The organism is Salinicola halophilus (genome assembly GCF_003206155.1).
Classification (GTDB): Bacteria; Pseudomonadota; Gammaproteobacteria; order Pseudomonadales; family Halomonadaceae; genus Salinicola; species Salinicola halophilus.
This window is the reverse complement of record NZ_PZJV01000007.1, coordinates 1-13333: the sequence shown is the minus strand read 5'-3', so window position 1 is coordinate 13333 and position 13333 is coordinate 1. Positions and strand designations below refer to the sequence as shown.

Annotated in this window: 15 protein-coding genes; 6 read left to right on the top strand and 9 right to left on the bottom strand. The window is 66.2% G+C overall.

All coding sequences use genetic code 11. From position 1 onward, the window contains the following. Nucleotides 1-66 precede the first annotated feature (66 nt). The 4 genes from hisB (at nucleotide 67) to hisF (ending at nucleotide 2961) form a co-directional block, all read left to right on the top strand. The gene (gene hisB / locus DOM33_RS14830) at nucleotides 67-660 is read left to right on the top strand and encodes an imidazoleglycerol-phosphate dehydratase HisB (protein ID WP_110670399.1); all 594 of its coding nucleotides are present in this window, start codon (nucleotides 67-69) and stop codon (nucleotides 658-660) included. A 55-nt stretch (nucleotides 661-715) separates the two neighbouring features. After that, nucleotides 716-1357, top strand: coding sequence for an imidazole glycerol phosphate synthase subunit HisH (hisH, locus tag DOM33_RS14825; protein ID WP_110670397.1), 642 nt, complete (start codon nucleotides 716-718; stop codon nucleotides 1355-1357). Between the two features lie 81 nt (nucleotides 1358-1438). Beyond that, the gene (hisA, locus tag DOM33_RS14820; RefSeq protein WP_110670395.1) at nucleotides 1439-2191 is read left to right on the top strand and encodes a 1-(5-phosphoribosyl)-5-[(5-phosphoribosylamino)methylideneamino]imidazole-4-carboxamide isomerase; all 753 of its coding nucleotides are present in this window, start codon (nucleotides 1439-1441) and stop codon (nucleotides 2189-2191) included. Beyond that, nucleotides 2188-2961, top strand: coding sequence for an imidazole glycerol phosphate synthase subunit HisF (hisF, locus tag DOM33_RS14815; protein ID WP_110670393.1), 774 nt, complete (start codon nucleotides 2188-2190; stop codon nucleotides 2959-2961). The genes hisA and hisF overlap by 4 nt, the downstream gene beginning before the upstream one ends. 87 nt (nucleotides 2962-3048) lie before the next feature. On the opposite strand, the gene DOM33_RS14810 is transcribed toward hisF, so the two are convergent. The 3 genes from DOM33_RS14810 to DOM33_RS14800 form a co-directional block, all read right to left on the bottom strand. Then, a complete protein-coding gene (locus tag DOM33_RS14810; protein ID WP_110670391.1) occupies nucleotides 3049-3816 on the bottom strand; it encodes an RsiV family protein in 768 nt (255 codons plus the stop codon). A 120-nt stretch (nucleotides 3817-3936) separates the two neighbouring features. Further along, nucleotides 3937-4518, bottom strand: a complete 582-nt coding sequence (locus DOM33_RS14805; protein WP_110670389.1) for a YjaG family protein — start codon at nucleotides 4516-4518, stop codon at nucleotides 3937-3939. A 96-nt stretch (nucleotides 4519-4614) separates the two neighbouring features. Beyond that, on the bottom strand, nucleotides 4615-4911 hold the full coding sequence (locus DOM33_RS14800; RefSeq protein WP_110670387.1) for an MGMT family protein: 297 nt from the start codon (nucleotides 4909-4911) through the stop codon (nucleotides 4615-4617). 68 nt (nucleotides 4912-4979) lie between these two features. On the opposite strand from DOM33_RS14800, the gene DOM33_RS14795 reads away from it, so the two are divergent. Continuing rightward, nucleotides 4980-5645 (top strand): type 1 glutamine amidotransferase, encoded by a 666-nt coding sequence (locus DOM33_RS14795; protein WP_110670385.1) that lies wholly within the window; start codon nucleotides 4980-4982, stop codon nucleotides 5643-5645. Between the two features lie 7 nt (nucleotides 5646-5652). Here DOM33_RS14795 and mnmH read toward each other — a convergent pair whose 3' ends face one another. From mnmH to DOM33_RS14770, 5 genes are all read right to left on the bottom strand, one after another. After that, on the bottom strand, nucleotides 5653-6765 hold the full coding sequence (gene mnmH, locus DOM33_RS14790) for a tRNA 2-selenouridine(34) synthase MnmH (protein ID WP_110670383.1): 1113 nt from the start codon (nucleotides 6763-6765) through the stop codon (nucleotides 5653-5655). Next, the gene (selD, locus tag DOM33_RS14785; protein ID WP_110670381.1) at nucleotides 6762-7802 is read right to left on the bottom strand and encodes a selenide, water dikinase SelD; all 1041 of its coding nucleotides are present in this window, start codon (nucleotides 7800-7802) and stop codon (nucleotides 6762-6764) included. The genes mnmH and selD overlap by 4 nt, the downstream gene beginning before the upstream one ends. Before the next feature lie 83 nt (nucleotides 7803-7885). Continuing rightward, nucleotides 7886-9268, bottom strand: a complete 1383-nt coding sequence (radA, locus tag DOM33_RS14780; RefSeq protein ID WP_110670379.1) for a DNA repair protein RadA — start codon at nucleotides 9266-9268, stop codon at nucleotides 7886-7888. Nucleotides 9269-9407: 139 nt separating this feature from the next. Further along, nucleotides 9408-9866, bottom strand: coding sequence for a copper resistance protein NlpE N-terminal domain-containing protein (locus DOM33_RS14775; protein ID WP_110670377.1), 459 nt, complete (start codon nucleotides 9864-9866; stop codon nucleotides 9408-9410). 156 nt (nucleotides 9867-10022) lie between these two features. After that, a complete protein-coding gene (locus DOM33_RS14770) occupies nucleotides 10023-11126 on the bottom strand; it encodes an alkene reductase (protein WP_110670375.1) in 1104 nt (367 codons plus the stop codon). Between the two features lie 205 nt (nucleotides 11127-11331). Between DOM33_RS14770 and hisC the strand changes: the two genes are divergently transcribed. After that, the gene (gene hisC, locus DOM33_RS14765) at nucleotides 11332-12384 is read left to right on the top strand and encodes a histidinol-phosphate transaminase (RefSeq protein WP_110670373.1); all 1053 of its coding nucleotides are present in this window, start codon (nucleotides 11332-11334) and stop codon (nucleotides 12382-12384) included. A gap of 23 nt (nucleotides 12385-12407) precedes the next feature. Here hisC and DOM33_RS14760 read toward each other — a convergent pair whose 3' ends face one another. After that, nucleotides 12408-13148 carry an SDR family NAD(P)-dependent oxidoreductase gene (locus DOM33_RS14760; RefSeq protein ID WP_110670371.1) on the bottom strand — a complete coding sequence of 247 codons (741 nt, stop codon included), beginning with the start codon at nucleotides 13146-13148 and terminating at the stop codon, nucleotides 12408-12410. Between the last annotated feature and the right edge of the window lie 185 nt (nucleotides 13149-13333).

Genomic DNA, 13333 nt, shown 5'->3' with positions numbered 1-13333 from the left:
GCGGATGCCGGTGCCGATTCTCTATAATGGCCGATTCTCGCCAACCGTCCCGGGAGACTCCCCCGCATGTCCGAGCGCACTGCCACGGTGTCACGCCACACGCAGGAAACGCAGATCACGGTCACGGTGAATCTCGACGGCAGCGGCCGCCTCGAATGTCAGACCGGCGTCCCCTTTCTCGATCACATGCTCGATCAGATCGCACGTCACGGCATGCTCGATCTCACCATCGATGCCAAGGGCGATCTCGAGATCGACGATCACCACACCGTCGAGGATCTGGGCATCACGCTGGGTCAGGCGTTCGCCCAGGCGATCGGCGACAAGCGCGGCATCCGACGCTACGGTCACGCCTACGTGCCGCTGGACGAAGCGCTCTCGCGGGTGGTGATCGACTTCTCCGGTCGCTCGGGCCTGTTCATGGACGTCGCGTTCACTCGCGCCACCATCGGCAAGCTCGATACCCAGCTCTTCTGGGAATTCTTTCAGGGCTTCGTCAATCACGCCCAGGTCACGCTGCACATCGACAACCTCAAGGGGTTCAACGCGCACCACCAGGCGGAGACGATCTTCAAGGCCTTCGGTCGTGCCGTGCGCGCGGCGGTCGAGCCCGATCCCCGCATGGCCGGCCTGATGCCCTCGACCAAGGGCAGCCTGTGAGCGCCTCTCGAGCGGCGCTCATTACTTCGATTCACCTCGCCAACAGGAGCGCGTCATGACGATCGCAGTGATCGACTACGGCATGGGCAATCTTCACTCCGTCGCCAAGGCGCTCGAGCACGTCACCCACGAAAACGTGACCATCACCCGCGACCCGCGTGCCATTCGCGGCGCCTCGCGCCTAGTGCTGCCGGGCCAGGGCGCGATTCGCGACTGCATGGGCGAACTCGAGCGCACCGAGCTTCGCGGGCTGGTCTCCGAGCTGCTCGACGAACAGGCCAAGCCGCTACTGGGGATCTGCGTCGGCCAGCAGATGCTCTTCGAGCGCAGCGAAGAGAACGGCGGTGTCGACTGCCTCGGCTTTCTGCCGGGCCGCGTCAGACACTTCGGACGCGGTCTCCTCAGTACCGACGGTGAGCGCCTCAAGGTGCCGCACATGGGCTGGAACCGCGTGGTCCAGCGCCACGCCCACCCGCTGTGGGACGGCATCGAAGATGGCGCACGTTTCTACTTCGTGCACAGCTACTACGTGGAGGCGGGCCTCGAGGGCGATATCTTCGGCGCCACCGACTACGCCGGCGTCGACGCCCACGTGGTGACCGGCCGCGGCACCGTTTTTGCGGTGCAGTTCCACCCCGAGAAGAGCGCACGGGACGGCCTGCAGCTGCTGGAAAATTTCGTCAACTGGGCCCCCTAGGCGCGGCCCGCGCCCGTTTCGGCGACAAGACCCGACACCGAGCCGCCCCCGGGTGGCCCGTATAGACAAGGATTCGACAACATGCTGGTGATCCCCGCGATCGATCTCAAAGACGGACAGTGCGTGCGCCTCAAGCAGGGCCGCATGGAGGATGCGACGTCGTACGGCGACGATCCGGTCGCCATGGCGGCACGCTGGGTCGAGGCGGGTGCGCGCCGGCTGCATCTGGTCGATCTCAACGGCGCCTTCGAGGGCAAGCCGGTCAACGGCGAGGCGGTCACCGCCATCGCCCGCGCCTACCCCGACCTGCCGATCCAGATCGGTGGCGGCATTCGAAGCCTCGACACCATCGCGCACTATCTCGAGGCCGGCGTCGGCTACGTGATCATCGGCACCAAGGCAGTGAAGGAGCCCGAATTCGTCGGCGAGGCGTGCCGCGAATTCCCCGGCCGCGTGATCGTCGGTCTCGACGCCCGCGACGGCTTCGTCGCCACCGACGGCTGGGCGGAGGTCTCCACGGTCAAGGCGGTGGATCTCGCCCAGCGCTTTCGCGACGACGGCGTCTCCTCGATCGTCTACACCGACATCGCCCGCGACGGCATGATGCAGGGCGTCAACGTCGAGGCCACCGCGACACTCGCCCGCGACGGCGGCCTGCCGGTGATCGCCTCCGGCGGCGTCACCGACCTCGAGGACATCCGAGCGCTGGCCGAGGTCGCCGACAGCGGCATCATCGGCGCGATCACCGGGCGGGCGATCTACGAAGGCTCCCTCGACGTCGCCCACGCCCAGCAGCTCAGCGATGGCATCCGCGCCGGAGGCGCCAAGACATGACGCTCGCCAAACGCATCATCCCGTGTCTCGACGTCGACGCCGGCCGCGTGGTCAAGGGCGTCAACTTTCTGGGTATCCGCGACGCCGGTGACCCGGTGGAGATCGCCAAGCGCTACAACCAGCAGGGCGCTGACGAAATCACCTTTCTCGACATCACCGCGAGTCACGAGGATCGCGACACCACGGTGGAGATGGTCGAGCGCATCGCCGGCGAAGTCTTCATCCCGCTGACGGTCGGCGGCGGCATTCGCCGCTGCGAGGACATCCGCACCATGCTCAACGCCGGTGCCGACAAGGTCTCGATCAACACCGCCGCGGTGACGAATCCGGATTTTGTCCGCGAAGCCGCCGAGCGCTTCGGCAGCCAGTGCATCGTGGTGGCGATCGACGCCAAGCGAGTGAGCGGCGACGACGAAGCGCCGCGCTGGGAGATCTTCACCCACGGCGGGCGACGCCCCACCGGGCTCGACGCCGTCGAATGGGCACGCAAGATGGTGGCGTACGGTGCGGGCGAGCTGCTGCTCACCAGCATGGACCGGGACGGCACCAAGGCGGGCTTCGATATCGGCGTCACCCGCGCCATCAGTGATGCGGTGGAAGTGCCGGTGATCGCTTCCGGCGGCGTGGGCAACCTCGACCATCTGGTCGCAGGCGTGAGGGAGGGCGGCGCCGACGCCGTGCTCGCCGCCAGTATCTTCCACTTCGGCGAATACACGATCCCCGACGCCAAGCGCTACATGGCCGAGCACGGCCTGGAGATGCGCCTCTAGGCCGTGCTCGGCCCCTGCTTGCGTCTATCATAGAAAACGCCGCTGCGATNNATCGCAGCGGCGTTTCTGGTGCCGATGCTGCGCTATTCACGGCAAATAGCGCGCTCGTAGCACCCCTTCGAGCTCGGTGTAAGGAATCGTCAGCGTCGGCTGGCCGATGGCGTAGGGGCCGAGATCGTAGACCTGATACTTGACCGCAAGCCCCTCCGCCAGCGGTGCCGCGTTGTCGGAGATCGACAGCGGCCAGTCCCTCGGGTTGACGTGAATCTCGTCACCGGTCGTCCAGCGCTGGTGCGCGCGTGTCAGCGCCCGCGCGTAAGCCGGACGCTGGCCGGGCACCAGCATGTCGTCGAGGGTGACGACCTGGTGGCTGTCGCGATCGATCACCATGTACTCGGTGAGCGGTAGCCCGTGCGCCCCGCCGCTGAAGAGATAGCCGTCGAGTTCGACGACTCGGGTATGTCGGTTGTCGGCAACGATTGCCGCCTTCAGGTCGACGACATAGCGGGGCACGCCGTCGTCGCGGCGGGGCTCGACGGCGGCGGCATCGAAGACGCTCGCGGCGAATGCGTCGAACGATGTCGCACGAGGGGAAGCATTGCCGTCGGTGATGCCGCCGGCGAGGCCGAACAGCCGCTGCTCCAGCTCGGCACTCAGCGCCGGCAACGCCGGAAAGCGAAGATAGGCCGCCTCGACGGTGGCGCAGCCGTCTCCCGAACACCCCGGCTCGTGTGCACTTTTGACCACCGGCTCGATGCGTAGCGCGTCGTGCCCTTCCCTGTCGCCAAGGCTTTGACAGCCCGCCAGCAGCAGAGTGGCGAGCCCCAGAGCGCCGAGCGCAAGACGTCGATCCATGCTCTTCTCCTCGAACGATTCCGATCCGCTCCGCCGAGCCTCAGCCTCGTGGCGCTCGACATCTTCGGGCCCAGGCTTTGTCTGAAAAGCGCCTGTCCTCGACGTGCGCCGGTTGGCGACTCAATCCAGCGTGAGCCCGAGATTGCTGATGCCGCCGTTTCGCCCCAGTGTTCGCAGATCGCGCAGCGCCTCGCCGTTCTCGACCGCTTCCAGCACCGCATCCTGAAAGTCGTGCTCGTCCTGCATCAGCGGATGCTCGCGACACAGCGCGTCGAGCTGCTCGGCGTCTTCACTGCCCTCGCTCATCTCGATCATCGCACGAACGCCGTTGCGAGAGACACGACTGACCTCGAGCGTCGCCTCCGGCGCCTCGGCGCGCAGGGCATCCACCAGGGTCGTCACTGCCATGATCGTCTCGGTGGCGCGCCGCGCACCGAAACTGTCGTCCTCGGCGGGCGGCTCGATCGCTGCCAATTTGTCTGCCTGCTTGTCGAAGTCGATCTTCGCTGCCTTGACGTTGAGCGACTCCCACACGAGGTCGATGACGTTGTAGAGCATCGCCGGATCCCCGGCGGCGTTGACGTGCGCATAGAGCACGTAGTTGGGCACCATTCGCTCGCTGACGGCGGCCATGAAGGCGATGCCCTGGCGCCGGTCGAGCTTGCGCAGTCGTGCGTTGAAGCCTGCCTGAGTCTCGGCCATGTTGTCTCCTGTGGTGATGGCGGCACGTGTATCCGCCGAATCTCTTTCCCGCGCGTCAGCGTGCGGTGGCGCCTGCATGCCTCGACGGCGTCGAACTCACTCCGGCCAGAGCCGCGAGACCGGAACGCGTCCGGCATCATCGAACAGCACACCTTCGGCCTGCAGCGCCTCTCGCTGGCGTCGAGCACCGTCGTGGTCCGCCACCCGTCGCGAGGCGCCGATCACCCGATGCCACGGCAGCTGATGCCCCGCCGGCAGCGTTCGCATGGCGGTCCCCACGGAGCGAGCGCTCGCCCCTTCGGTCATCCGGGCGATACGTCCGTAAGTGGTCACTCGTCCCGGTGGCACCGAGGCGACGATGGTGTAGATCTGCTCGAGAATCTCTGCACGCATCGCTGTCGTTTCCTTTCGTGTCGCTCTGGCTTGTGGCGGCGCCTTTGCGCCCCCATCATGAATCGATCATGCATATCTACTTTCTTCAGCACAGTCCGCTTCTCGGTCCCGCGCGTCTCGCCGACTGGCTCGAGGGCATGGGCCATAGCCACAACCACTGCCGGCTGGACGAGGGCGAGTTACCGCCGCCGCTCGACAACTGCGACGCGCTGGTCGTGCTCGATGCCCTCGAACCGCCCGACCCGGCCCTGGAAAAGCGCGAGCGCAAGCTGGTCGACCGTGCGCTCAGAAGTCGCAAACCGGTGCTGGGGATCGGCTACGGCGCCGGATTGATCGCCGAGGCGCTTGGCGCCATCGTGTCGCGAGCGGTGGTGCCCGAGGCCGGTTGGCGAACGCTCACCCTCGACCCCGCCAGTCCGTTCGATCTGCCCGAGACCTTCGAAGCGCTACTCTGGCATCGCGACATCTTCGGCCTGCCGGATGCGTCGCTGCCGCTCGGGAGCACGGACGACGGCCCGGTCCAGGGTTTTGCCTGGGATCTCGGCCGCGTGGTCGCGTTACAGTGTCATCTCGAGCTCGACGCCGCGCATACGCAACGTTTGCTCGAGTCGTTCGATCCCGCCGGCAACCCGCGACCCTCACTGCCCGCCGACGTACTCGATGACCCGCGGCGCTTCGACCGACAGTCCGCGGCCCTCGACCGCGTGCTGACGCAGTGGCTGGCCGCCCCCTGAGCCTCGATCAGACATCGGCGTGACGCTGCTGCCAGTCACGGGCGAATTCGAGACAGCTCTGCCAGTCACCGACGTGAAGCGTTCGCCGGGGCCGCGTCTCGAGCTGATAGCGATACATCGGGTCGTAGTAATCCTCGAGCAGCGGCGCGAGCCAGGCGTCGTGCGCCACGACGCCCTGGCTCGACTGGGTCTCGAAGGCCAGCTGCTGGGCGGCGAGCAGATCGTTCAAGCGGGCGCTGCCGAGACGCTTGCCGAGCCGTTTGAGCGCCCCCGTGAGCTGCTTGCGAAAGAGGACTTCGCCGAGCCAGGCGCCATAATGGCGATGATAGAGTGCGACGAGGTCCTCGATGTAGTCCCGCCGGATCTGCTCCAGCCGCCATTCGAGCGGCATCTCGACGCGGATCGTCGGCGCCTCCTTCATCACCTGCCAGAAACCAGCGGGAATCGCCAGCCTGCCGATGCGCTGGGACTCGTCCTCGACCACGCGGCCGCCGGCGATACGGCTCAGATCCAGCGTCAGATCGTGTTCGAAGTCGATCTGCGACGGTCCCGCCAGCGGATGCTGACCGAAGGCGGAGCCCTTGTGGCGAGCGTGTCCCTCGAGATCCACCCCGCCCTCGAGACGATTGACCAGCGCGGTCTTGGCGCAGCCGGTAAGCCCCGCGACCAGCAGCGTCGGCCCGGGACTTCGCGCCTCGAGTCGCTCGATCATCCGGTTGCGCATGGCTTTCCAGCCGCCGCGAATGCGCGGTATGTCGAAGCCCCGCTCGGCCAGCCACTGTTGAACCGTCTGCGAGCGTAACCCACCGCGAAAGCAGTAGAGCACGCTGTCGGGTGCCTCGCGGATCTGCTGTGACCACGCCTCGAGACGCTGTTCGCGGCGCTCGCCGGAGACCAGGCTGTTCCCCAGCTCTATGGCCGCACGCTGGCCGGCATGGCGATAGCGAGTGCCGACCTCGCGCCGCTCGTCGTCATCCATCAGTGGCAGATTGAGCGCGCCCGGCAGACTGCCGGCGGCGAACTCGATCGGCGCGCGGACGTCGATCAGCGGGCGGCCGAGCAGCGCCAGATCGGCATCGAGCCGCTCGAGTCGGTCGGACGAAGCAGGCGTCGGCTTCAACCGCGCACCTCGATCAGTACCTGGCCGTCGCCGCCCTGGCGGCACTCGCCGAACGCCTGCAGATCCAGCCGGTAATCGCGGCCGATCCGCTCGACGTCATCGGCCCAGGCCGGGTCCACCGCCAGCAGCAGGCCGCCGGAAGTCTGCGGGTCGCAAAGCCACTGCCAGTGCGCCTCGTCCATCTTCGCCAGCGCCTCGCCGACCGCTTCACGATTGCGTCCGGCACCGCCGGGGACGGCGCCCTGGCGGCGGTAGGCTTCCGCCTCGGCAAGCCGCGGCAAACGGCCGAAGTCGATATGGGCGGTGACGCCGCTCGCCGCGCAGACCTCGCTGAGATGGCCCGCGAGTCCGAAACCGGTGACGTCGGTCATGGCGTGCACGCCCTGCACCTTGGCGAGCGCCTGGCCGATGTCGTTGGGGATCAGCATCGTCTCTCGCGCCAGCCCTTGGTGACCGGCTTCGAGCTTGCCCTGCTTTTCGGCCGTGGTGAGGATGCCAACGCCGAGCGGCTTGGTGAGATAGAGCCGATCCCCCGGCTTGGCGCCGCTGTTGAGCTTGAGGTTGTCGAGATCCACCAGCCCGTTGACCGATAGGCCGAAGATCGGCTCGGGGGCGTCGATGGAGTGCCCGCCGGCGAGCGCCAGACCGAGCTTGCGACACACCGCCTGAGCGCCGGCGACGACGTCACCGGCCACCTCGGCGGGGATCTTGTCGACCGGCCAGCCGAGAATGCCCAGCGCCATGATCGGCTCGCCGCCCATGGCATAGACGTCGCTGATGGCATTGGTCGCGGCGATGCGGCCGAAGTCGAATGGATCGTCGACGATGGGCATGAAGAAATCGGTGGTGGAGATCAGCCCGCGGCCGTCGCCGAGATCATAGACGGCGGCGTCTTCCCGGCCCTGGTTACCGACGATCAGCCGTTTGTCGCCGGCGCCCGGTCCCGCCTTGGCGAGAATGCGATCGAGAACGTCGGGGGCGATCTTGCAGCCACAGCCGGCGCCGTGGCTGTACTGGGTCAAACGGATGGCGCTCATGGCGATGCTCCTCGTCGGCGTGAATGATCGATCGATGGGATATGAAGTCAGTGCGTGCAGTGTAACCGAGGAGCGCTGCGGACTCAGAGCGCCTCGATCGCCTCGGCGAGCTTGTCGACGGCAACGATCTCCATGCCCGGCGGCGCTTTCTTGGGCGCGTTGCCCTTGGGCACGATGGCGCGGGTGAAACCGTGCTTGGCGGCTTCGACGATACGCTCCTGGCCGCTCGGCACCGGGCGAATCTCGCCGGAAAGCCCCACCTCGCCGAACACGACCAGCTCGCGCGGCAGCGGTTGATTCTTGAGGCTCGACACCACCGCCACCAGCACCGCCAGGTCGGCGCTGGTCTCGAGCACCTTGACCCCGCCGACCACGTTGAGAAAGACGTCCTGATCGCCGGTGAAGAGCCCGCCGTGCTTGTGAAGCACGGCGAGCAGCATGGCCAGCCGGTTGTGATCGAGCCCCACGGCGACACGCCGCGGGTTGCCCAGCGCCGACTCATCGAGCAGCGCCTGGACTTCGACCAAAAGCGGCCGGGTGCCCTCCCAGACCACCATGACCAGGCTGCCGGCGGCGAGCTCCTCGCTTCGGGAGAGAAAGATCGCACTGGGATTCTTCACTTCCTTGAGGCCGAGTTCGAGCATGGCGAAGACGCCCAGTTCGTTGACGGCGCCGAAGCGGTTCTTCTGACCGCGCAGGGTACGAAAACGCGAGTCGCTACCGCCCTCGAGCAGCAGCGAGGCGTCGATCATGTGCTCGAGCACCTTGGGCCCGGCGAGCGAGCCATCCTTGGTGACGTGACCGACCAGCAGCAGCACCGTGTTGGTCTGCTTGGCGAAGCGAGTCAGCGCCGCGGCGGACTCGCGCACCTGGGCGACGCCGCCGGGGGCGGAGCCGATATCCTCGAGGTGCATGGTCTGAATGGAGTCGATGATCAGGATTTCGGGGCGCTCGCGTTTGGCCACGGCAAGCAGGGTCTCGACGCTGGTCTCGGCGAGCATCTTGAGCCCCTGGGTCGGCAGCTGCAGACGATGGGCCCGCATCGCGACCTGGGAGAGCGACTCCTCCCCGGTGACATAGAGCGCACGCTTGGTCTGCGCAAGGCGACAGGCGGTCTGCAACAGCAGGGTCGACTTGCCGGCGCCGGGATGGCCGCCCAGCAGTACCGCAGAGCCGGGGACGAGGCCGCCGCCGAGCACTCGGTCGAACTCGGCGAAGGTCGAGCTGAACCGAGGCACTTCGGTGAGATCGACGCCGGACAGATCGACCACTTCCCGCGTGAGCGCGCCCGCGTAGCCGCCCCTGCCGCCCCCGCTGGGTGTGGTACTACCCGCCCCGGGGCGGGACGCACCGAGACGAATCTCGGTCAGGGAGTTCCATTCGCGGCAGTTGCTGCACTGCCCCTGCCACTTGGTGAATTCGGCGCCACACTCGGTGCAAACGTAGGCGCTTTTCGCTTTGGCCACCCGAATCTCCCCTATCGAAACAGTCGCGACGCGCATGCGCAGCGGTGGGCCCCGTCCCGGCACGCGGTTGCCGTGACGATGGTGCGTCATACAAAGACAAAGGGCGGCCAAAGGCCGCCCTCGCTACCACTCGACGCGGTTACTGGCGCGTCAGGCGTAGCATCTCGCCGTTCTCAAACTGGCGACGCTGCGGGTCGATCAGCTCGAGTGTGCGGTCGTCGATCTTCTGGAAGTAGTAGACCTGACCTTCGCCGTCGGGCGTCAGTTCGTAGACTGTCGCCTGAGGATCGACGGCGGTACCGGTCATCACGTCCCACTGCCCCTCGTACTCTTCGGGGTCCGGGTTCTGGGGATGATTGCGGTAGTCGGCCTCGAGTTCGAAAGTACGATCTTGCGCCTGCGCGGTTTCACTACCGTGGAGATCGACGGTCAGATCGATGCCGTCGCAGCTGCGGCACGGCAGTGTCCCCTGGTAGGTGGTCGTGGCGCCGGAGGCGCTCGTCTCGTTTCCACCGGCCCCGGTCTGGGTGCCTCCGCTGGCACAGCCGGCCAGTACGGCTACCGTGGCGGCGCTGGCCAGCAACGTCCTGATTTGCATTTCGCTTCTCCTTAACTCTGGGCCATTCCGACCGCGATGGCGGCCACTGATTGACAGAATAGCGGCAACGGCGGCACCTGACATCCCATTCCCGCCTGCGGCCGATGCCGTGGCGATTCCGGATCGACCGTCATGCCGCCTCGCCTTACGCGGTCATCAGCTGCGATCGAGCCTGGGGTAGTCGGTGTAGCCCTCGGCACCGCCGCCATAGAAAGTATCGGGATTCGGCTCGTTGAGTGCTGCATCCTGGCGGAAGCGCTCGACCAGGTCCGGATTGGCGATGTAGGGCCGTCCGAACGCCGCGGCGTCACCCAACCCGGCGTCGATCAGCTTTTCCGTACGCTCGGCGGTGTAGTGCCCGCAGTAGATGAGCGTGTTGGAGAACCGGCTACGCAGATCACGCCGGAAATCGTCGGTCAGCTGCGGACCTTCGCCGGTCCAGTCGGGCTCGTTGACGTGCAGATAGGCGATATCGCGACGATCCAGCTCGCCAGCCAGATAATCCATCATCGCCTGGGGCTCGTCGTCGGTGAGGCCGAAGATCTCGATGAACGGCGACAGGCGCACGCCCACGCGGCCACTGCCGATCTCGGCGGTGACGGCGTCGACGACCTCGAGCAGTAGCCGGGCACGATTGACCACGCTACCACCGTAGCGGTCGGTGCGCTGGTTGCTGCCAGTGGCGAGGAACTGCTGCAGCAAATAAGCGTTGGCGGAATGGACTTCCACCATGTCGAAGCCGGCGCGCTTGGCGCGACGCGTTGCCTGGCGGTAGTCGTCGATCAGTGCGGGGATCTCGTCGAGTTCGAGCGCTCGCGGCGTACTGGTCGGCTGCTGCCCGGCGCTGCCGTCGGCGAATTCGGCGAAGCAGTTGGCGCCTTCGGCCCGCAGCGCACTGGGCGCCACTGGCTGCTGACCCTCGGGCTGAACGATCTCATGAGAGATGCGGCCCACGTGCCAGAGCTGCAGGGCGATGCGCCCGCCGGCATCATGGACTGCGCTGACCACGCGCTGCCAGCCGGCTTCCTGGGCGTCGGTCCAGATGCCCGGGGTATAGACATAGCCGCGCGCGGTCGGCGAGATGTTGGTCGCCTCGCTGATGATCAGGCCGGCCCCGGCGCGCTGGGCGTAGTACTCGACCTGCAGATCGCCGGGAATGCTGTCCGGCGTACGCGCGCGGGTGAGCGGCGCCATGAGCACGCGATTGTCCAGTTCGACGTCGCCCATGGTGATCGGAGAGAGCAGTTTCGGGTAAGTCATGGTAATCCTTGTCCTGGCCGAATCCTCACGATGAACGGTGACGGATCCGGCATGCCGGTTCGTTGTAGCGTGCCCCATAGATGCGGCCGATGGGCGGCGAATCAACCCTTCGAGTAGCCTAGGCGCGAGCTTGCGCGGCGTTACCTCAAGGGCCAGTATGACGACATTCCGTCCGTCACCATTTCGTTCCCCGTCGCGAGAGACCATGAGTCGATTCTGGAGCCCCGCCGTTCGCGCCCTGACCCCCTACGTACCGGGCGAGCAGCCGCGCGAGAGATTGATCAAGCTCAATACCAACGAAAACCCCTACCCGCCGTCGCCGCGGGTCGAGCGGGTACTGGCGGAGTTCGACCGCACGCAGCTGCGCCGCTATCCGGACCCGGACTCGCTGGCACTGCGTCAAACGCTTGCGACCGTACACGGTGTCGATCCCGAGCAGGTTTTCGTGGGGAACGGCTCCGACGAGGTGCTGGCGCTCGCCTTTCAGGCGTTCTTCTGCCAGGACGCGCCGCTGCTGATGCCGGCAATCAGCTACAGCTTCTACCCCGTTTACTGCAAGCTCTACGGCATTGATTACCGCACCATTGCGCTCGACGACCGCTGGGAGGTTTCCCTCGAAGCCTTCGATGCGGACAACGGTGGCGTGATCTTCGCCAATCCCAACGCGCCCACCGGTCACGGCCATTCGCGCCAGGCGATCGGCTCGCTGCTCGAACGGGTTCGCGACAGCGTCGTACTGGTCGACGAGGCCTACGTGGATTTCGGCGGTGAGAGTGCGGTGCCGCTGATCGATGAGCATCCGAATCTGCTGGTGACGGGCACCCTCTCCAAGTCACGCAGTCTGGCCGGGCTGCGCCTCGGTTTCGCCATCGGCTCCAGAGAGCTGATCGAGGGGCTGGAGCGGGTGAAGAACTCGTTCAACTCCTACCCCGTCGACATGCTGGCGAGCGAGGTGGCGATCGCCGCGCTGGACGACGAGGCGCACTTTCGTGACTGCTGTGAACGCGTCATGGCGACACGGGAGTGGAGTCGCCGTGAGCTGGAAGCGCTCTCCTTCGAAGTACTGCCCTCGCAGACGAACTTTCTATTCGTGCGCCATCCGGGATACGAGGGCGCCGCCCTCTTCGCCGGTCTGCGCGAACGCGGCGTGCTGGTGCGTCACTTCGATCGTGACGGCCTGAGGGATTTTCTGCGGATCTCCATCGGTACCAATGACGAGATGAAGAGCCTCGTCGAGGCGCTGAGAGCGATCGTCTAGCAGGTCTTCGGACGACGCCTCGATCACCAGGGGATCGGCTTCCCGGCCCAGTCCCAGAAACTGCCGCTCTCCTCGGGGCGGCGATCCGTCATCACCTGCAGCAGCGAATCGGCAACGAATGTCGGCGTGAACAGTTTGCCCGGCGGCACGCTGGCTTGAAACGGTTCGGAGAGCGACGTGTCCGTGGTGCCCGGGTGAAGGCAAAGTACGGTCGCCTGCCGGTTGTAGCGGGCAAGTTCGATGGCTGCCGTACGCAGCAGCATGTTGTGTGCCGCCTTGCTCGCCCTGTAGCCATACCAGCCGCCAAAGCCGTTATCCTCGATCGACCCCACTCGCGCGGAGAGACTGGCGATCAGTGCTGGATGATTTCCCTTCAACGAGCGATTGAGCGCCTGGATCAAGAGCGCCGGTGTGGTGGCGTTGACGTGAAAGAGCGTCGCTAGCGCGGTGGCGTTCAGATCTTCCAGACGTTTTTCGGGCGCGATGTCCCTCGATGAGTCGTGCAGCATTCCCAGCGTATTGAACAGCAGATGAAGGGGTTCACCGCCGAGGGATTCGCCAACGTGAGCGAGCCCCTCAGGCGTGGTGATGTCCGCTTCGATCCCGATGACACGCGTGTCGTCGAATGGCGGCCGACTACGCGAGACCGCGTAGAGCTTGCCGATCTCGGTGGTCTCGAGCAGGCGCTCGATCATCGCTCGCCCAATGCCGCCGCCGGCGCCGGTAACGAGGGCGGTGAACTGGGAAGGTAGTTGATCCAGCATCGTGTGACTCCCGTTGGCACGTTCTTCGACCAAGCCTAGTTCACGAGAGAACCGGCGCGCTGCCTGCGGATGCACGAGAAGGGAGATCAACAAACAACTGAACGGAGATCATCGGGTGGGGGTTAGACCTGACGTAAGCCGGCCCAGGGTGGCATGGCCGCAAGCGCGTCCGGCATGCGCGGGCA

Excerpts from the sequence above, each read along its gene's own strand:
- hisB (WP_110670399.1), top strand. The coding sequence starts at position 67 with ATGTCCGAGCGCACTGCCACGGTGTCACGCCACACGCAGGAAACGCAG.
- hisH (WP_110670397.1), top strand. The coding sequence starts at position 716 with ATGACGATCGCAGTGATCGACTACGGCATGGGCAATCTTCACTCCGTC.
- hisA (WP_110670395.1), top strand. The coding sequence starts at position 1,439 with ATGCTGGTGATCCCCGCGATCGATCTCAAAGACGGACAGTGCGTGCGC.
- hisF (WP_110670393.1), top strand. The coding sequence starts at position 2,188 with ATGACGCTCGCCAAACGCATCATCCCGTGTCTCGACGTCGACGCCGGC.
- DOM33_RS14810 (WP_110670391.1), bottom strand. The coding sequence starts at position 3,816 with ATGGATCGACGTCTTGCGCTCGGCGCTCTGGGGCTCGCCACTCTGCTG.
- DOM33_RS14805 (WP_110670389.1), bottom strand. The coding sequence starts at position 4,518 with ATGGCCGAGACTCAGGCAGGCTTCAACGCACGACTGCGCAAGCTCGAC.
- DOM33_RS14800 (WP_110670387.1), bottom strand. The coding sequence starts at position 4,911 with ATGCGTGCAGAGATTCTCGAGCAGATCTACACCATCGTCGCCTCGGTG.
- DOM33_RS14795 (WP_110670385.1), top strand. The coding sequence starts at position 4,980 with ATGCATATCTACTTTCTTCAGCACAGTCCGCTTCTCGGTCCCGCGCGT.
- selD (WP_110670381.1), bottom strand. The coding sequence starts at position 7,802 with ATGAGCGCCATCCGTTTGACCCAGTACAGCCACGGCGCCGGCTGTGGC.
- DOM33_RS14775 (WP_110670377.1), bottom strand. The coding sequence starts at position 9,866 with ATGCAAATCAGGACGTTGCTGGCCAGCGCCGCCACGGTAGCCGTACTG.
- DOM33_RS14770 (WP_110670375.1), bottom strand. The coding sequence starts at position 11,126 with ATGACTTACCCGAAACTGCTCTCTCCGATCACCATGGGCGACGTCGAA.
- hisC (WP_110670373.1), top strand. The coding sequence starts at position 11,332 with ATGAGTCGATTCTGGAGCCCCGCCGTTCGCGCCCTGACCCCCTACGTA.
- DOM33_RS14760 (WP_110670371.1), bottom strand. The coding sequence starts at position 13,148 with ATGCTGGATCAACTACCTTCCCAGTTCACCGCCCTCGTTACCGGCGCC.